At 43.4% G+C, this 18,727-nt stretch carries 18 protein-coding genes; 9 read left to right on the top strand and 9 right to left on the bottom strand.

Annotated features, from left to right (window positions below; translation table 11 throughout):
- Positions 1-9 precede the first annotated feature (9 nt).
- Together GPK49_RS12890 and GPK49_RS02940 are read right to left on the bottom strand one after the other, a co-directional pair.
- Positions 10-303 (bottom strand): tetratricopeptide repeat protein, encoded by a 294-nt coding sequence (locus GPK49_RS12890; RefSeq protein WP_318283823.1) that lies wholly within the window; start codon positions 301-303, stop codon positions 10-12.
- 5 nt (positions 304-308) lie between these two features.
- Positions 309-2,360 carry an NB-ARC domain-containing protein gene (locus tag GPK49_RS02940; protein WP_318283822.1) on the bottom strand — a complete coding sequence of 684 codons (2,052 nt, stop codon included), beginning with the start codon at positions 2,358-2,360 and terminating at the stop codon, positions 309-311.
- 292 nt (positions 2,361-2,652) lie between these two features.
- Here GPK49_RS02940 and GPK49_RS02935 point away from each other — a divergent pair, with 292 nt between their 5' ends.
- Positions 2,653-2,799, top strand: coding sequence for a hypothetical protein (locus GPK49_RS02935; RefSeq protein WP_215676677.1), 147 nt, complete (start codon positions 2,653-2,655; stop codon positions 2,797-2,799).
- A gap of 21 nt (positions 2,800-2,820) precedes the next feature.
- Here GPK49_RS02935 and GPK49_RS02930 read toward each other — a convergent pair whose 3' ends face one another.
- On the bottom strand, positions 2,821-3,417 hold the full coding sequence (locus tag GPK49_RS02930; RefSeq protein WP_215676676.1) for a helix-turn-helix transcriptional regulator: 597 nt from the start codon (positions 3,415-3,417) through the stop codon (positions 2,821-2,823).
- Positions 3,363-3,779: a sigma-70 family RNA polymerase sigma factor gene (locus tag GPK49_RS02925; protein WP_243107988.1), complete on the bottom strand. Its 417-nt coding sequence runs from the start codon at positions 3,777-3,779 to the stop codon at positions 3,363-3,365. Before GPK49_RS02925 ends, GPK49_RS02930 begins: the two co-directional genes overlap by 55 nt.
- Positions 3,780-3,953: 174 nt before the next feature.
- Here GPK49_RS02925 and GPK49_RS02920 point away from each other — a divergent pair, with 174 nt between their 5' ends.
- Genes GPK49_RS02920 through GPK49_RS02910 form a run of 3 tightly spaced genes read left to right on the top strand, consistent with a single transcriptional unit; the run spans position 3,954 to position 5,452 of the window.
- On the top strand, positions 3,954-4,313 hold the full coding sequence (locus GPK49_RS02920) for an STAS domain-containing protein (protein WP_118578683.1): 360 nt from the start codon (positions 3,954-3,956) through the stop codon (positions 4,311-4,313).
- Positions 4,303-4,731 carry an anti-sigma F factor gene (gene spoIIAB / locus GPK49_RS02915; protein ID WP_016408419.1) on the top strand — a complete coding sequence of 143 codons (429 nt, stop codon included), beginning with the start codon at positions 4,303-4,305 and terminating at the stop codon, positions 4,729-4,731. Before GPK49_RS02920 ends, spoIIAB begins: the two co-directional genes overlap by 11 nt.
- A gap of 4 nt (positions 4,732-4,735) precedes the next feature.
- On the top strand, positions 4,736-5,452 hold the full coding sequence (locus tag GPK49_RS02910) for a SigB/SigF/SigG family RNA polymerase sigma factor (RefSeq protein WP_118578685.1): 717 nt from the start codon (positions 4,736-4,738) through the stop codon (positions 5,450-5,452).
- A gap of 88 nt (positions 5,453-5,540) precedes the next feature.
- On the opposite strand, the gene GPK49_RS02905 is transcribed toward GPK49_RS02910, so the two are convergent.
- On the bottom strand, positions 5,541-5,915 hold the full coding sequence (locus GPK49_RS02905) for a zinc ribbon domain-containing protein (RefSeq protein ID WP_118578687.1): 375 nt from the start codon (positions 5,913-5,915) through the stop codon (positions 5,541-5,543).
- 487 nt (positions 5,916-6,402) lie between these two features.
- Between GPK49_RS02905 and gap (GPK49_RS02900) the strand changes: the two genes are divergently transcribed.
- Together gap (GPK49_RS02900) and gap (GPK49_RS02895) are read left to right on the top strand one after the other, a co-directional pair.
- A complete protein-coding gene (gene gap, locus GPK49_RS02900; protein ID WP_016408423.1) occupies positions 6,403-7,413 on the top strand; it encodes a type I glyceraldehyde-3-phosphate dehydrogenase in 1,011 nt (336 codons plus the stop codon).
- 333 nt (positions 7,414-7,746) lie between these two features.
- Entirely contained in the window at positions 7,747-8,766 is a 1,020-nt protein-coding gene (gap, locus tag GPK49_RS02895; RefSeq protein ID WP_118578691.1) for a type I glyceraldehyde-3-phosphate dehydrogenase, read from the top strand.
- A gap of 84 nt (positions 8,767-8,850) precedes the next feature.
- Here the strand turns inward: gap (GPK49_RS02895) and GPK49_RS02890 are convergent, their stop codons facing one another.
- Both GPK49_RS02890 and GPK49_RS02885 read right to left on the bottom strand, forming a co-directional pair.
- A complete protein-coding gene (locus tag GPK49_RS02890) occupies positions 8,851-9,552 on the bottom strand; it encodes a response regulator (RefSeq protein ID WP_118578693.1) in 702 nt (233 codons plus the stop codon).
- Positions 9,542-11,101, bottom strand: coding sequence for an ATP-binding protein (locus tag GPK49_RS02885; RefSeq protein WP_016408428.1), 1,560 nt, complete (start codon positions 11,099-11,101; stop codon positions 9,542-9,544). Before GPK49_RS02885 ends, GPK49_RS02890 begins: the two co-directional genes overlap by 11 nt.
- A 241-nt stretch (positions 11,102-11,342) precedes the next feature.
- On the opposite strand from GPK49_RS02885, the gene GPK49_RS02880 reads away from it, so the two are divergent.
- The 3 genes from GPK49_RS02880 (at position 11,343) to GPK49_RS02870 (ending at position 14,576) form a co-directional block, all read left to right on the top strand.
- Positions 11,343-12,590 carry a diaminopimelate decarboxylase gene (locus GPK49_RS02880; protein WP_215676675.1) on the top strand — a complete coding sequence of 416 codons (1,248 nt, stop codon included), beginning with the start codon at positions 11,343-11,345 and terminating at the stop codon, positions 12,588-12,590.
- Positions 12,591-12,659: 69 nt separating this feature from the next.
- Positions 12,660-13,334: a 4'-phosphopantetheinyl transferase superfamily protein gene (locus GPK49_RS02875; protein WP_215676674.1), complete on the top strand. Its 675-nt coding sequence runs from the start codon at positions 12,660-12,662 to the stop codon at positions 13,332-13,334.
- A gap of 78 nt (positions 13,335-13,412) precedes the next feature.
- Positions 13,413-14,576 carry a murein hydrolase activator EnvC family protein gene (locus GPK49_RS02870; protein ID WP_215676673.1) on the top strand — a complete coding sequence of 388 codons (1,164 nt, stop codon included), beginning with the start codon at positions 13,413-13,415 and terminating at the stop codon, positions 14,574-14,576.
- Positions 14,577-14,883: 307 nt separating this feature from the next.
- On the opposite strand, the gene GPK49_RS02865 is transcribed toward GPK49_RS02870, so the two are convergent.
- Together GPK49_RS02865 and GPK49_RS02860 are read right to left on the bottom strand one after the other, a co-directional pair.
- A complete protein-coding gene (locus tag GPK49_RS02865) occupies positions 14,884-17,787 on the bottom strand; it encodes an insulinase family protein (protein ID WP_215676672.1) in 2,904 nt (967 codons plus the stop codon).
- Positions 17,788-18,026: 239 nt separating this feature from the next.
- The gene (locus GPK49_RS02860) at positions 18,027-18,572 is read right to left on the bottom strand and encodes an NADH peroxidase (RefSeq protein WP_215676671.1); all 546 of its coding nucleotides are present in this window, start codon (positions 18,570-18,572) and stop codon (positions 18,027-18,029) included.
- Between the last annotated feature and the right edge of the window lie 155 nt (positions 18,573-18,727).

The raw sequence follows: 18,727 nt of genomic DNA, 5'->3' as shown, positions 1-18,727 counted from the left end.
ATCCTCAATTCATTTTTTCTCTAACAACAGTTGTGCCAAATACACTCCCGCCTGTGCATACGTCCCAAGAAGTTCCTGCTTCTTAGTTTCAATCATATTCGGTTCAAACTCAAATACCGTTTCATAGATTTCCATTGCTTTCTGGAAATAAGAAGTTGCCTGCTGGATTTCTCCCATAGTCAGGCAGATACCACCCATTGCTTCCTGAACGCTGGCATAATCCAGACCCATATCAGAATTATATTCTTGGATCACACGGCAGAGTTTTCTTAATGCAGACAAGCCGACATCAGGCTGTCCCATATCTGTCAGCAATACAGAGCATAATTTGTAATCTGCACAACGCTGTCATGGTAACAAAGCAGACCATATTCATCCATAATTCTAATTGCCTGTTCCATATTCTCTTTGGCAAGTTCAAGTTTGCCGTTCACACGGTACATACCGCCAAGATTAGCATAAAGGTTGGAAACCAAAAGCGCATTATCTGTTGTGGCCTCTGGAATCATAGCAATGGCATCTTTCTGCATCCTAATCGCTTTATCTGCCTTCTTCTCACAAGCCGCCTGATAGCTAAGTAGCAATGCTCGATCAGATACAGAACCGACAGCCACATCTTTCAGCAACGCAGAAAGTGTATCAAGAACCAGTTCCATGCCCGGATAATAATAATAATTCTCCATATACGGGAACACATCTTCCAAGAAACGGAGATATACTGACATATCATCATTTTCAATCTGTACGATCACGGATTCGATGGTCTGGAATAGCTGCTTATAATAAGGAACTTCTTCTCCATGACGCAGACAGATCTGCTGTAAACTGTCCAGTAAGGTGTGGCAAGTTTGCACAGAAGGGCTTGTTTCTTCCATTGTCACTTCCTGCATCATTGGATGAAGGGCGATCATACGACCTTCCATTTCCTTGACAAAACCTTTTTCAATCAGATCATTGACCGTATTCATATCTCGCAGCTTCAGCCAGTTCGCAAATAATCTGTTTTGAACACCGGGCAACGGAACCAGTGCAAGGTTTCTCATAATATCTGTTTCTGCTTCTGAAAGCTGATACAGAGAGAACAATGTGTGAATGTGGTCATAATAGGTAGCCTTACGACTTTTACCGTCTTTGGAGATGCCAATGGTATCGGTAGCATCCAGAGCGGCTTTTTCTTCTCTCAGCTTCTTTAACAGGAGCATTGGTTCCATAATTCCGCTTTCCAACAAGCGGGCAGATATTTCTACCGCCAATGTATGACTGTGTACCGTTTGGATGATTTGCTCCAAAATCGGGCGATTCTTTTCAGCGTCGGAATAGAAGCAACCCATTAACTTAACCAACGCTTCTGTATCAGCGATTTCTTCCAGATTCATGGAAGTGTAATTGTCGAATCTGCTTCGGGTAGTAAACAGAATACGGCAATGATATTTCAGGATTACATCCAGAACACTGTCCTTTGCTGTTACAGTATTGAAGTTGTCAATAATCAGCAGACTGTCTGCTCTCAATTTGCGAAGATGGCGATGGTGTCTGCTGAATCTTGCATCGGCAGTTTCGTTTTCGTCTACATCATCAGCAAAGTCCAGATTTGCAATATCGTTCTTCAGATCACCGGAATAGGTGATATACATGATATTGGTGTATTCTTTGTCGTATTTCTTCGCATAGGCTTTTGCCAGTTCGCTTTTACCAATACCGGCGATACCCTGAACGAACACTTTTCCCTTTGAGCAAAGAAGCTCATGAAGCTTTTCCAACTCTGTATCACGACCGCAGAAATGACGGCATGGTCTTGGTACTTTCACATCAAAGATAAAATCACGCATCAGTGGAGAGAAAGAACCAGCTGCTAAAAGAGCTTTGTTATTGACATCACGCTTTCTGAACTCACGCTCCATACCAAAGAATAAAACAGCAGCAAGGAAATCTGCTTTGTCCCTATCTGTCTGACAAGGATAGCTTACAGTTAGTTTGTTCTTTACTTCCGGTGAAATGGTTGTATTCTGAATTAACAACGTGTGAGCATCTCCCACAGCCATAGCACTGTCATACATCAATGGCAGCACATTGTATTCTATATCAGCTGAAAGCAAATCCCTGTTTTCTTCATCCATATAAAAGGAAATGATTCGAGGGCTGATTCTTGCCTGCCCATTGAACCAACGGCAGACCTGTCCGTTATCAAAAGCAAAATCTAATGAGTCTGCATCGTCACAGAACGACGCAAAGACCTGATCCAGCAAATGCATCTGGTCAATCTTAACTTCTTCATTAAGGTTTCGGTCAACAACGGTGCGTTCGTCATTGATATATTTACGAATAATGGTGATGACTGAACTGAAATCTAAATATTCCATAGACAGCCCTCCTCCCAAAAAGTAGTCAATTTACGCTCAATTCACGCTCAATGAATCTTTGACAGATTCTTGATAAGATGATACCACGAAAGAAGTTACGCAATATCCCAATAATATTATAGCAGAAAACGCCATTTTTTGAAGTAGGAAAACCGGCGTTATATCTTTGGTATAGCGGACAACTTCTCTCTCATAGACTGAAATAACGAGGGAGGTGCGTGGTATCGCAAGAAAGAGTGCTCCAATCAATGTAATTGTCCATTATCCTAAAACCATAGAAGGTCAGCGTGAATTGGCAGAGCGTGTTGCCGGTGTCCACGCAAGCTTGGTCAATCAGCATATCAAAAAACTAAATTGTTCTTCTAAGCAGAAGGTACGGCTACTGGATGCGGTTATCAAATCCGCATCCATAGAAAAAGCAGGTGAACAAACTCCTTAAAGTTTGAACACCTGCTTTTTTCTATTCCTTTATGATGTCTTTGAAGTATTTCTCCCAAGAAATCTTGAACATCTGCTTTTCATCATTCTCCCAACATCTGAGCGTTCCCGGATCAAGATTTATCAACCGGGCAAACTGTTTCTTTTTCAAACCAAGACTTTCACGATATTCTCGTATCAGTTTTCCTTGCCCTTTATATAAGAAGCGATTGTAATCATCCAACAAATCATCCACCGGAACCCGATAGAGTGCTGCCAGCTTGTCCACGATTTCTTTCGGATAGTAATCTACATATCCAACCTCAAAGTCTATGTAATGTCCTCTGCTAATTCCAATCAAGTCAGCAACTTCTTTTTGCATCAGGCCCATATGGTGGCGGCACCAGCGGAGCCTGTCCGGTACATTTGGAATATCTTCATAGTTCTGATAGTGCTGATTGAACAGCTGCGCTTCCAATAACCTGTGAGGGGCGATCAGTCGGAAACTATGGATATACATAGGTGCATACCTTACGCAGCCGTCCAAAGTGGAGCAAAGTATATACATATTCTCGGATACCTGCGTCAAAATACGCCATTTTGGTTCTTTTCTGCTCTGAGGGGATTGATTTGGAACCATAAACGCATCCGTGAGAGGATAGCATTTTCAATACAGCGAGAGGCATAGGTGGCAAGGCGGATGCTTTTTTCGCTATCATAGGAAAGAATCGCCTTAATCAGCCCAACGATACCAATGGAAATCAGTTCCTCCGATTCTCGTTGGGCATTGTTGTATTTCTTCGCAATATGGGCGACCAGACGCAGATTATGCAGAATCAGTGTTTGCTTGGCGGATTCCTTTTCTGCATCTGTTCCGTCACGCAGGCGAAGGAGAAGCTGCTGCTCCTTCTCTTTTGCAAGGGGCTTCGGGAAGGAGCCGCCGGAAGAAAAACCACTTAGGAGCGGAACAAAAAATATGGGCAGCATAGGTAAGAAAAACACAGGCGCACCTCCGATGGAAAGGGGATACTTTATTCTATGGCAGCAGGCTATTGTCTGTGCGTGTCTGAACGGAAGTTATCCTGTCCTATTTTTGCAGGAGAGGACGAAAGTTGCGGTTGAAAGAGAAAAAAACAAGCATGAAATCGTGTATGCTTTTGAAAAGGAGGATTTTATATGGATTTGAAATTTAAGCGAAAAAATAAAACACTCATCATTCTGGTTGCAGGAGAAATTGACCATCATTCTTCTAAGGAATTACGCAGCAAAACAGAAAGTGCCTTGGAGCAAATGGGAGGAAGAAATATTATCTTCGGGTTTCAGGAGGTGACTTTCATGGACAGCGCGGGCATCGGCGTAATGATTGGCAGATACAAGCAGGTGCAGTCCTTAGGAGGGCGCATTGCCATTGCCTGCCCAAATGAAAAAATCGAGGAAATGATTCAGCTTTCGGGACTGTCTCGTTTGTTGCCGACCTTTGTTTCTCTGGATGCGGCGATTGCCTATGCGGAGGGGAGGAAATCGGATGCAGTATGAAAATGAAGCGCGGGTATTTTTTACCGCGAAATCAGAAAATGAGGGTTTTGCCCGCCTATTTGCCGCAGGCTTTCTGACGCAGCTTGACCCGACTATTTCAGAAATGACGGATGTAAAAACTGCTGTTTCCGAAGCAGTGACAAACGCCATTATTCACGGCTACGAAGAAAAAGGGGGCTTAGTGGAGCTATTTTGCGGCTATATCGGCAGGAAAATCTACATAGAGATTGCCGACACCGGCAAGGGGATTGAAAACATCGAAAGGGCGAGAGAGCCGCTCTATACCTCCAAGCCGGAGATGGAACGTTCCGGTATGGGCTTTACAATCATGGAAACCTTTATGGAAAAGGTGCGTATTGAAAGCCGTATCGGGGTAGGTACACGCATCTTCATGGAAAAAACACTGGCAAAGGAGTGATTCCATGGAGCAGACCTATGAATGGATTCGTCTGGCGCAGGCAGGAGATGCCGCGGCAAAGGACAACCTGCTACAGGAAAATTCCGGTTTAATCTGGAGCGTAGTGGGACGCTTTCGCGGACGCGGCGAGCCGGAAGACCTCTATCAGATTGGTGCAATCGGACTGCTGAAATGTATCGAAAAATTTGATTTCAGCTATGATGTGAAATTTTCTACATACGCCGTACCCATGATTCTGGGGGAGATTAAAAGATTTCTCAGAGATGACGGGACGGTGAAGGTGAGCCGCAGCCTGAAGGAGCTTGCATGGCGGGCGAAGCGCTTACAGGAAGCGGCGATGCAGGAGGAAAGCAGAGAATTATCCCTACAGGAGCTTGCAGAACGATTAGAGGTAGAAAAAGAGGAGCTGGTTTTGGCATTGGAATCTACAAAGGATGTAGAGAGCCTGTATGCTTCTGTGGACGGAAACGAAGGCACCTTACAGCTGATTGATAAGCTCACAGACAACACAGAAAACGAGAAAGTGATGGAGCGGCTTTCTTTGATGGAGGCCTTGGAGCATCTGGATGCGAAGCAGCGACAAATCATTATTCTGCGATATTTTCAGGATCGCACGCAGGCGGATGTGGCAAGGTGCATCGGCATCTCTCAGGTACAGGTTTCGCGCATTGAAAAACGGGTACTTTCCGAACTCAGAAGGCATTTACAGGAAAAGGACTAGGAAAAAGAGAGAGCATAAAATAAAAAGCATAAAAAATAGAAAACAGTGGTTTGTTTTTCTCTGACAAAGCCACTGTTTTTCTGATGCTTTAATGAATTTTTCTGCCGCATTTCGGGCAATAGGCGTATTCCTGCGAAAGCAGATAGCCGCAGTCGGGGCAATGTATTTCCTGCGCTTGTCCCATGCCTGCGATGGTTAAGTCCTCCTCGCGGAGAGTGACGCTTTCGCCATGCTCGATTGCCTTGCCCAGTTCTGCATCAATGGCATAAATAGTATGGCAGCAGTTGGAAACGGCATAATACTGCTTGCCCCACTTAAACAAAGGAATGAAAAAGAAGCTGAAGCAGGTATAGGTCATAAAAACGGAAATACTGCACAAACGTCCGCATTTTTTGCAGACTATCGTCTGCCGAAAGTGTTCAAATTCCTTTTTGCCCTGAAAAATACCGCCGATAAAAAACATAAAATCACATCCAATCGTAAGAATTTATTTTACAACTCTTGGCTAACATGATAAAATGATTTTAAATAAAATGCAACTATTTTCCTAAGGAGGGGAGTATATGAAAATTTCTCGTTTGGTTGTAAGCGCAGTTTCTTTGGCTGTTTCCGCAGCCATGCTGACACTGAGTATCATTGATTTAATTCGCAACGATGAATATTGATTTTTGCATAAGAATTGAGAAACAGGAGAAACTGTTAACAGTGATTCCGAAAAAAAGACTTGGCGGGAGAAACACAGCACTTGCATGGTTTTCTTTCGCCATAAATTTTATTTATGATTTATCCAAGGAAATATTATGTATTTTTTCGGGAAATAGGCAATTTTTTCTATTTTTTTATTGTGCAAAATATTTTTTGTGCTATACTATAGGTAATAGGACGTTTGAAATAACGCGATGCAAAAAATGTCCCACGCAAGAAATCATATTTGTTAGGAGGAATTTTTTATGGCTAAGGTTGGTATCAATGGTTTTGGCAGAATCGGTCGCCTGTTTTTCCGTGCGGCTTTGGAACGCGGCGATGTAGAAGATATCGTTGCGGTAAACGATCCCTTTATTGATGTAGATTACATGATTTATATGCTGAAATATGACTCTGCACATGGTCGTTTCAACGGCAAGCTGGAGGATAAGGACGGCAAGCTGGTTGTAAACGGACATGAGGTAACGGTTTTCAACGTAATGGATCCGAAGGAAATTCCCTGGAAGGATGCAGGTGTTGAATACGTTCTGGAATCCACAGGGCTGTTTACCACAATGGAAAAGGCGGCACAGCATTTTGAAGGCGGCGCAAAGAAGGTTATTATTTCCGCACCCTCCGCTGATGCACCTATGTTCGTTATGGGGGTAAACCACGAAACCTATACAAAGGATATGAATATTGTTTCCAACGCATCCTGCACGACAAACTGTCTGGCACCTTTGGCGAAGGTAATCAATGATAACTTCGGCATTGTAGAGGGTCTGATGACAACCGTACACTCCATCACAGCAACACAGAAAACCGTTGACGGCCCTTCCAGAAAGGACTGGAGAGGCGGACGTGCAGCGGCTACCAATATCATTCCTTCCAGTACAGGCGCGGCAAAGGCAGTAGGCAAGGTTATCCCTGCGCTGGCAGGCAAGCTGACAGGTATGTCCTTCCGTGTGCCTACGGTTGATGTATCTGTTGTAGACCTGACCTGTCGCTTGGAAAAGACTGCAACCTATGAGGAAATCAAGGATGCGGTAAAGAGAGCATGTGCAAACGAAATGAAGGGTATTATGGATTATACCGAGGATGATGTGGTTTCCACAGACTTCCTGACAGACCCTCATACCTCTATTTTCGATGCAAAGGCAGGCATTGCCCTGAATGACCACTTTGTAAAGCTGGTTTGCTGGTATGATAATGAATGGGGCTATTCCAATAAGGTTCTGGATTTGATTCAGCACATGGAAAAGGTAGATAATCAGTAAGCACTACGCAAAAAACAGTATAGAAAAGCAGACAGCCTTGGGTGTAACAGCCTGAGGCTTTTGTTTTGCAATCCTTATAAAAAAAGTCAAGCGGAAAACAGGACAAAAAATGTCCCACTTTTTTGTCCACAATCACGAAAGGGACATAAAACGTCCCACAAAAATAGATACATTGTCTAAATCATATCCCATTCCTTTCTGTATTTCCTGTATAGACTTCTGAAAAATAAAAAAATACAAAATTCTGAGTTTTTTTTCACTCTGATGTGGTAAAATGAACTGGTAAAAGTTACTGGTCATTCCTATTTTTATATATGAGAGGGGAAGAATCTAATGGCAATTAAAGTTGGCATCAATGGTTTTGGTCGTATCGGCAGAGTTGTATTCAGAGTTCTGATGCAGCGTCAGGATGAATTTGAACTTTGCGGTATTAACCTGAGAAATGCAGAACTGGATTATATGGCATATCAGTTGAAATATGACTCTATCTTCGGTCGCTTTGAAGGCGATATCGAAATCGGCGAGGACTGCCTGATTGTAAACGGTCAGAAAATCCACGTTTTCAGTGAAAGCGATGCTTCTCTGATTGAGTGGGCAAACTGTGGTGCAGAATACATCATCGAATCCACAGGTGCGTTCAATACAATGGAAAAGGCTTCTCTGCACAAAATTGGCGGCGCAAAGAAGGTTATCCTGACAGCACCCGCTAAGGATGAGGTTACACCTACCTTTGTTGTTGGCGTAAACCACCAGACATACAGAAAGGACATGGATATCGTTTCCAATGCATCCTGTACAACAAACTGCCTGGCACCTCTGGTTAAAATCGTAAATGACGCGTTCGGTATCGAACAGGGTCTGATGAGCACTATTCACTCCGCAACTGCAAAACAGAAGGCTGTTGACGCGCGTGCAGGACGTGACTGGAGAACCGGTCGTTCCGTATTCAACAACATCATTCCTTCCACAACAGGCGCTGCAAAGGCAGTAGGTCGTGTAATTCCCGAACTGAAGGGCAAAATGACAGGTATGTCCTTCCGCGTACCTACAAATGATGTATCTGTTGTTGACCTGACAGCAAGACTGAAAACTCCTGCTACATACGAACAGATTTGTGAAAAGGTAAAAGAAGCATCTGAAACCTACATGAAGGGTATCGTAAGATACACAGAGGATGAGGTTGTTTCCTCCGATATGCTGGGTGAATCCAATACCTGTATCTTCGACGCAAAAGCAGGTATCATTCTGGATGATAACTTTGTAAAACTGATTGCTTGGTACGATAATGAATGGGGTTACTCCAATAAGGTTGTTGACCTGATTGCACACATGTACGAAGTAGACCACAGATAATCAAAAAAGAAAACACAAAAAAGCCTTGGTTCTGAAAGATGATCCAAGGCTTTTTATATTCATTTGTAAATTCTGATAAGTAAATCAAGGGGTATCTACCATGCGGTAGCCGATGCCGACCTCAGTAAAGATATATTCGGGGGAGGCAGGGTTTTTCTCCAGCTTTCTACGGATATTCGCCATATTTACGCGCAGAATCTGGTTATCCTTTACAGCATAAGGCCCCCAAAGCTCCGTGATGATGTAATCGTATGTAAGCACGCGTCCGGCGCTTTTTGCCAGTAAGGAAACGATTTTAAATTCAATCTGCGTCAAATGAACATCCTTGCCATCTACAGTGATTTTACGCTTATCGAAATCAATCGTCAGCCCCTTGGTAGAGAATACATCATTATTTACTGCACCGCCGTTGTTTTTTGCACTGTGACGCAAGGCGGTACGGATACGCGCCAGCAGCTCAGATGTGCCGAAGGGCTTGGAAATATAATCATCTGCGCCCAAATCCAAGGCTTCTACCTTATCGGATTCCTCCCCGCGAGCAGAAACGACGATAACAGGAACGGCAGACCATTCTCTGATTTTTTTCAGAATTTCAATCCCATCCATATCCGGCAAACCCAAATCCAGAAGAATCAAATCGGGGCAATGGGAGGGTATCATGGAAAGTGCCTGTCCTGCTGTTTTTGCAAGCAGAGGCGCATAGGCATTTGCCTTCAGCGTGGTTGCAATGAAGTTGCTGATGGCATCCTCATCTTCGATAATCATGATTTTAATTTTATTGGGCATAATCAGATTCTCCTTTCATTGGCAGAACAAAGGTGAAGCTTGCGCCGCCGTTCAAATTATTTTTTGCAAAAATTTTACCGTCATGGGCAAGAATAATCGATTTACAGATAGATAGACCAATGCCGATTCCTCTGGAAGAATCACTTGAGCCATGCTGGGTTTTTCCGTCAAAAATATCAGGGATACGGGAGGGATCAATTCCCTTGCCGTTGTCTGATATGGTAAAGACTGCGCCGCTTTTTTTTCTGGATACCTTTACACCAATCGGCGCGGTACTGCCGGAATGGCGAATGGCATTTTCCATCAGATTGATGAGTACCTGTTCGATCAGGGTGGCATCCATGGGAACAATCAGCATTTCCTCCGGAACAGAAACATTTACAACGGAATCGGGAAAACGCTTGCGAATCCGACCGACAGCCTCACCTACAATTTCTTCTATGATTTCATCCTGCTTTTTCAGATTGGTTGTGCCGCCTGTAATTTTCGTAACAGAAAGCAGATTTTCCACCATGTGAATCAACCATTCTGCATCATGCTGGATATCCATTAGCATTCTTCTGGAATCCTCAGAGGCAATCTGTGTGCCGTTTTCCAAAAGGGTGGTTGCGGCACCTATGATGCCCGTTAGGGGCGTGCGCAAATCATGCGAAACTGCACGCAAAAGGTTGCTCCGCATTTTTTCCTTTTCTGTTTCCAGAAGGATTTCCTGCGCTTTTTTTCGTGCCTGCTGTCTTTGCAGTGCCAGAATAGTCTGCGAAATCATTACGTTGATGAAACTGAAGGTATCGTCAATCAGAAGCTTGGTTTCATCAAAAAGGAAACCGACCACGCCATAAATTTTATCCTCCGTGATGATAGGGAAGTAGGTTCCCTTACAGTTCTGCGTACCGTCTTCGATTTCCGCGCCGACGGGATTCTGCGTATCATAGGCTCTCTGTGCAACCTGTTTTTCCAGAAAGCTATACAGAATCCGTTCATCCTCATCTCTCAGGGTACAGATGGACTGCTTGAGAGGCTTTAGCGGTTGATCTACATAGAGAATGACGCTGCACTGGTTTGTTTCAGAAAAATATTTTGCGGAAATATCAATAATCGTGTCCACATCGCTGGCAGAAAGAATTGCCTTACTCATTTCCGTCAGCGTTTCCGCACGCTTTTTGCCTGCCGCGGAAAGCAATGCCGCCATTTTTACCTTTGCCGTAACAAAGCTGGTTAAAATCGACATCAGAAGCATGATGGAAAAGGTGATGGGGTACCCTGTAATGGAAAAATTCAGGGCGAAATAGGGGAAGGTAAAGAAGAAATTTACCCCGATAACGCCGCCGATTGAAGCAATGACACCCCAGAAATAGCCGCTGGTCATATAGGAAATTAAAGCGACCGCCAGCATATATACGCCGAAGATATTTTCATTTAAAACCTCTGCACCGTTTAAGCAGAGCGCAAGGCAGGTTGCCACCAGATAGACCGCAGCGGTGCGGATGAAATCCTGAAACAATGCAGCTGCATTGAAATTATTTAAGGTTCGTTTGATTCTTTTTTTCATAAATTCTACTCCAGTTTTTTCATATATTTTCAAATAAAATTCTGAACTCCTTTGTTTTTCCTTCCTATTATACAACATTTTTTCAAGAAAAGGAATTGAGAAGTAATATTTATTTGGAAATGGTTTCCATGCTATATCAAAAAGTGTTGGAAAAGAAGGGAATTACGCATTGCAAAGCGGAAATGCCTTTGTTATAATAAAAAAAATATACCTTGACGATAGAAGAAGGAGAAATTTGCAAATGAAAAAACCTTTTGTTACATTAGAACAGGCGAAGAAAATCATCGAAACATACCCTACACCCTTCCATATTTACGATGAAAAGGGTATCCGCGAAAATGCGAGGAAGGTAAATGCCGCATTTTCCTGGAATAAAGGGTTCAGAGAATATTTTGCGGTAAAGGCAACCCCCACACCCGCTATCCTGCAGATTTTGAAGGAGGAGGGTTGCGGTGCGGACTGCTCCTCTTACACAGAGCTGCTGCTGGCGGATGCTGTTGGGCAAAAGGGAGAGGATATTATGTTTTCCTCCAACGTAACCCCGGCGGAGGATTTCATCAAAGCGGCAGAGTTAGGCGCAATTATCAACTTTGATGATATTACCCATATTCCGTTTTTTGAAAAGCTTGCAAAAATTCCTGAAACGGTTTCCTGCCGTTATAACCCCGGCGGCGTATTTCAGGTAAGCAACAGCATTATGGACAACCCAGGTGATGCAAAATACGGCATGACAAAGGAACAGCTGAAGGAAGCCTTCAAGCTGTTGAAGGAAAAGGGCGCAAAGCACTTTGGAATTCACGCCTTTCTGGCAAGCAATACAAAATCCAATGATTATTATCCTATGCTAGCGAAGATTATTTTTGAACTGGCTGTGGAGTTGAAAAACGAGCTGAATATTCATATTGCATTTATCAACCTTTCCGGTGGGGTCGGCGTTCCTTACGAACCCGATGAATTTGAATGTGACATCATGGCAATCGGCGAAGGGGTAAGAAGGGTATACGAAGAAGTTCTGACACCGGCAGGCATGGGCGATGTTGCCATCTTTACCGAAATGGGACGCTTTATGCTGGCTCCCTACGGCGCACTGATTGCAACTGCCATCCATGAAAAGCATACCTATAAGGAATACATCGGACTGGATGCCTGCGCGGCAAATCTGATGCGTCCTGCTATGTACGGCTCCTATCACCATATTACTGTTCTGGGGAAGGAAAACGCACCCTGCGACCATAAATATGACGTAACAGGCGGTCTGTGCGAAAATAACGATAAATTTGCAATCGACCGTATGCTGCCGAAAATTGATATGGGCGATATTCTCTATATCCACGATACCGGCGCACATGGTCATGCAATGGGCTATAACTATAACGGTAAGCTGCGCTCCGCAGAGCTGCTTCTGAAGGAGGACGGCAGTGTGGAAATGATTCGCAGAGCCGAAACACCTGCTGATTATTTCGCAACATTGGATTTTACAGGCTTATAATAATTGAAGCACGAAAGAAAAGCAGGGTCGAAAGACTCTGCTTTTTGTGCCTATGGAAAGGGGCAGAGCATGAACGGTATTTTGTATATGGATGTATCTGTTTTTGAGGATGTTCTGTTATATGAAAAAGGGAAAACACTGCTTTCCGCAGAACGTAGGATGTATATTGAAAAGCTGAAAAATCCGAAGACGGCAAGACTCTCTTTGGGTGCAGGTGTGCTGTTGTTTTTTGCTTTGCAGAAATGCAATTATACAGAGCAGCTAGAGAAAATCAAAAAAACACCCTTGGGAAAGCCATATTTGAAGGGAATTGATTTTCAGTTCAACCTGTCTCATTCGGGAACGTATGCGCTTTGTGCCTACAGCAACAGGAATATCGGCGCGGATTTACAGCAGATGAAAGAGAAGCTTCCCGAAAAAACCGAAAAAATCTTATCGAAGGACGAAACATCTTTTCTGGCAAAATTTACGCAGCCGGAACAAACACAGCTGTTTTATCGACTTTGGGCAAGAAAGGAAAGCCTTATTAAATGGGATGGCAGGGGACTTCGCTTGCCCTTGCAGGAAATTTCTTTTATCAAAAACGGAACCCTGACAGACATCCTGGAATGGGAGGATAAGACCTTATATTTCAAGGAATATCCGAAAATCAACGAGAACTACGCTGCTTGCATCTGTAAAGAGGGCGCGGATTTTGCGCTGAATGCAGAGGAAATAACTGCAGAAATGTTAAAAATTTTTTAAAAATATGAATTTTCGTTGAAATATTTCAGATAAATCCTTATAATAAGAGGATAAAGATTGAAAATATGAGGTTATAATATGAAAAAATTTAAAAAATTCGTCTGCGCTGCCTTGGTTGCGGCAGTTTCGGCGTGCGCCGTTCCAACGTATCAGGCAGATGCAGCTTCAATTTCACAATTACAGCAAAAACGCCAAAATCTGGCATCCAGTACAAAAAAAGCAAAACAGGAAATTGCAAATATCAAAAATAAAAAGCTTTCCGCCGAACAGGAAATGGAAGCAATGGATAAGGTTTTGACCAGCATTCAGGCAGAACTGGATGAAGCAACAGAAGATTTGAATATTCTGACAAAGCAGTTGGAAGAAGCCGAAAAAGCTTTGCAGGAGGCAACGGAAAAACGAGATGCGCAGTTTGCATTACTGGGCAGCCGTATGCGTTTCCTGCAACAGAAGGGCTCCAGCGGCTATCTGGAAATCCTTTTTGATGCACAGAGCTTTTCTGATTTGTTCCTTCGTATGCAATATGTAAACGATATCATGGGCTACGATAAGGAAATTCTGGAGGAACTGGAAGAAACCCAAAGAACGATTGAGAAAAAGAAAAAAGAGATTGAAAAGAATAAGGCTGAGCAGGAAGAGGTTGTTAAGCTGCAAAAAGAAAAGCTTGCCGAGCAGCAGGAAATTGTAAACGAAAAGAAAGCCTTGGTTGCATCCTATCAGAACGATCTCTCGAAATATGAACAGATGGTTGCAGCAAATGAAAAGGCGGATAAAGCCGTTTTGAACCAGATTGCGAAGCAGCAGCAGCAGAGCAAGAGCAGCGGTAGCAGTTCTAAGGTATATTATACCGGAAACGGCTCTCTGGGTTGGCCTGTTCCCGGGCGTACCACTGTCAGCAGCGGCTTTGTCACTCGTACCAGCCCGATTACCGGTAGAACAGAATCCCACAGCGGTCTGGATATTCCTGCACCTTATGGTACAGCGATTGTTGCGGCAGAGGCGGGTAAGGTTACATATTCCGGCTGGATGAATGGGTATGGGAATACCATTATCATCGACCATGGTGGTGGATTGAGTACATTGTACGGACATAATTCCTCTCTGGTTGCAAGAGTAGGACAGGTTGTCAGCCGCGGTCAGACCGTAGCAAAATGCGGCAGCACCGGTTGGTCTACTGGGAACCATTGTCATTTCTCCGTATTGAAAAACGGCGCGTATGTAAATCCCAGAAACTACTTATAAGAAATAAACAGGCAGGGTGATATCAAAAAGGGTATCATCCTGTTTTTTATTGCAAAGAAATAAGATTAACCATAATTTTATTATGTAAATAAAATATTGCTATAGCAGCTGTCAAGTCTCAAATAATATCAATATTTTCGTAAAAGTATCGTTTTGCGAATAAATACAGATTTCCCCTTTTCCATGAATATCAAGCCACTTCTTACAGATTATCATATTTTTGCTATAGCAAAAAGTGTCTGCAAAAAATATTTCACAGACACTTTCTTCCTATTTCATTTCTTTTGTTTCAAATCAGTTTTTAGTTTTAAATTAAAGATTCTATTCTTGTAAACTGATTTTCGTTTTCCTTGATTTTCTGTTCCTTACCGATGCTGCATACGTTTTCGCAATCGACACACCGCAGCAAATCTGCGCAGTCACGAATATCCGCAGCGGTTGTCTGTAGGATTTCAGTGCGTTCCTGCAGAAAATCCGCATCCGTCAGCTGTTTATAAAATCTGCCGATGGCATGATTCAGCTGCTCCATATTCGTTTTCGGCTGATCCAGCGTGTTAATTGTCCCAAGGATATATTTTATCATTTCCCGTTTATCCGCATCAAAATGTTCGATTTGCTGCGCAAGTCCCTTGAAAATATCATAGGTTTCCGTCAGTCTGGGGTCTCTGTAGGAATAAAAATAACTGAAACCGCTCCGCATAAACTGACAGCCACAGCCATACGCGCCGCCTTGTACGCGCACCTGATTCCAGAGATATTCCAGATTGATAATGGTTTTCAATACCTGATATTTCCCATGATATGCCAACCCGTTCTTCTGATAATCAAAGGAAGTTGTGTTGTATAACACGCCGCCTGCATTGGCGAAGGCTGCCCTTTCGGGTTTCAAATCAAAATTGTATACAAAATGCTTTTGTTCCTTCGCAGGTAATTTCTGACGGAAGGTGTCGATTTTTGTCTGTACAACCGCCCTTTCACTCTCCTCACAGCCCAGAGCAACCTCCAGATTCCGCTGTGTAAAGAGAAGATCTGCCGTTTTTTTCAGCTTCGCAATGACAGGTGCTGCATCCTGCTCCAACTGTGCATCTATCTCGCAGAGGAATCGATAATAGCGGATGCCGCTTGTGATATCCTCAATACGCAGTGCCGGAAAGAGATTGCTGCCGCCGTAGAAAATTGCAAAATAATGGGACTGATTCAGCAGTTCATTTTCCCCTTTGATTTTCGCGGATTTCACGATTTTTTTCATACTTTCTACTACATCATATTTTGTGTGGAAAAGAATTTCCTCTGTCATGGCAATCGCAGCATCCAAATCCTCTTTGAGCAGCTTTTCCTTTACGGTCACAAAAGCGCGATAATCCGCCGCGTGGCTATTATAGGTATTGTTATGCAAAGAAAAATCACCGAAAATCTGGTTTTTCACGGTTGCCAGTGTCTGGAAGGAATATTTTTCCGTATCCAGCTTGCCAAGAAGTTCTGTCAGAAGCCCTGTATACGGTAACAATTCCTGTGGCACGGCAGAGATATCAAACATCAGCTTAAGATACAGAATCCCATTGCTTTCCAGCGGCACATGCAGAAATTTTGCGGCTGTATCCGCATTATACGGCACAAGCTGCGGCTTTTTATCAATCTCAGAAATTTCCAGTAATGGAATCTGCGCCAGAATTTCAGGTGTATCTGCCTTTGTCTGGAATTGCTCCAGTTTTTTGGAATCCTCTTTGATTTCCGCAAGGTCTGCGTAGGTCATAGCAGATTTTCGTTCAGCCATCTTTTCTGCAAAAGCCTGCGCATCCTTCTGCGCCTTTCCCTTTTCGGGAGTAAAAACAAGATATGTTTTTTCTTCATTGTGCAGAAAAACCTCTGTCAGCAACCGTTCAAAGTATCCCTCGTCCTTTTTCAGCCGCTCAATCACAGATAACAGCCGTAGGCTATCACAGGGGTCATCGCCATGCAGCCAACGCTTCATCAATCTGGTTGCATAAATCAGTCCCTTCGGCGTAGAGCCGTAATCCTCCTCACGCAGCAGGAAATCAAATTTTCGTAAAGCACCCTTGACTAAATCCACAGGCAGACCTTCTGTAGCCAGACGCTTCCATTCTGCATCAATGATTCTGATAAAGGCATCCGCCTGTTTCACATCCGCATTTTTTGCAATGATACTGAATACCATTTCATAGGTTGAGGAATCAAACCATCCCTCTGTTTCCTGACAAATGCCTGCATCCAACAGAGCTGTTTTTAAGGGAGACGCATTCGTTTCCAGCAGAATATAGGAAAGAATCTGCAATGCCATCACACGCTCAGGGTCTGTGCATTTGCCCGCCTTTATGCTGTAGGCAAGGAAGGAACCGCCCTCTTCGCCCTCCTCCGCCGCAGGGTAGGTTTCATGCAGCAGCTTTCCCTTCTGCACACACTCCGTTTCTGTAATCACGGGCAAGGCATCACTTTTTTCAAAGCCATCCAGATAGTCCTCACTGATATGCTGCAAGCATGCCATCGGTTCCATATCTCCGTAAAGATAGAAATACGCATTGGAAGGATGATAATACTTCCGGTGGAAATTCAAAAAGCTTTCATAGGTCAGATCGGGAATGGCAGCAGGCAGCCCACCGGATTCATAGCCATAGGTGGTTTTACCGAAAATTGAGCGGGAAATTGCACCACTCAGCAGGCTTTCCGGATCAGAAAGCGCACCCTTCATTTCGTTATAAACAACACCCGTTACATCTAGTGTGTTTTTCTCTTCATTCAGAAGATAACGCCAGCCCTCCTGCCGGAAAATCTCTTTTTTCTCATAAATCTTCGGAAAGAAAACCGCATCCAGATACACATCCATCAGATTATGAAAATCCTTTTCATTGCAGCTTGCAACAGGATACATCGTCTTATCCGCATAGGTCATGGCATTGAGGAAGGTATTCAGAGACCCCTTCGCCAGTTCATTAAAGGGGTCCTTTGCTTCATACTTTCGCGAACCGCAAAGCACGGAATGTTCCAGAATATGCGGCGTACCACAGTCATTTTCAGGCGGCGTTTTGAATGCCACATTAAAAACCTTATTGTGATCCGCATTTTTCAGATATAATAAGCGCGCACCGCTCTTTTCATGAGAAAAAAGATACGCTGTGCTGTGAATATCGTTGATTTCTTCGATTTTCTGTAACCGAAACCCAAAATAAATCTCATTTTGCTTGAATTCTGCCATAAAGCACCTCCTTGATTTTGCTTTTATTGTACCATGTTTGCAGGGGAAGAGAACAGCTGCGAAGCAAATATTTTCTTCCGCAAGGCATGGTATGAGCAGGCTCTGCCTGTGCGAATTGTAGAATTTGCTGTGAAAACAGCAGATAGACGCTGTAAGCGGCTAACCCACGGACAAATCCGTGGGTATTATACCACAAAAAGGACGGGATTTCTCCCGTCCTCTGAATTTTTGTATTCTGATTATTTGAAGTATCTGTTATACAGACCCAGGAATGCTTTGCCGTGTCTTGCTTCGTCACGCGCCATTTCATGTACTGTGTCATGGATTGCATCCAGATTTGCAGCCTTTGCTCTCTTAGCCAGGTCAAATTTACCTGCTGTTGCGCCGTTTTCAGCGTCAATTCTCAGTTCCAGATTCTTCTTTGTGGAATCTGTTACTACTTCACCCAGCAGCTCTGCAAATTTTGCAGCATGTTCAGCTTCTTCAAAAGCAGCCTTCTCCCAGTACAGACCGATTTCAGGATAGCCTTCTCTGTGTGCCACTCTTGCCATTGCCAGATACATACCAACCTCAGTACATTCACCTTCAAAGTTTGCTCTCAGGTCAGCCATGATATCTTCGCTTGCGCCCTGTGCAACGCCTACAACGTGTTCAGCAGCCCATTCCAATTCGCCGTCCTTCTGTTCTACGAACTTATCTGCGCCAGCATGGCAAATAGGACATTCTGCGGGAGCGGAATCGCCAACATGAACATAACCACATACGGAACATACAAATTTTTTCATAACTTTTTCCTCCTTGAAATCTCTCTTTTATTGTTTTCTATTTAAATTGATAAATTATTGTTATCTGATAATCATTATAAATTAGAAGTCTGTATTTGTCAACACCAAATTGAAAAAAAATATAAAAAATTTGAATTTTCTTCGGAATATAAAAA

It is taken from the genome of Clostridium sp. MCC345 (assembly GCF_018785345.1).
Taxonomy (GTDB): domain Bacteria; phylum Bacillota; class Clostridia; order Lachnospirales; family Anaerotignaceae; genus Anaerotignum_A; species Anaerotignum_A faecicola.
This window is presented reverse-complemented; position numbering and strand designations above follow the sequence as displayed.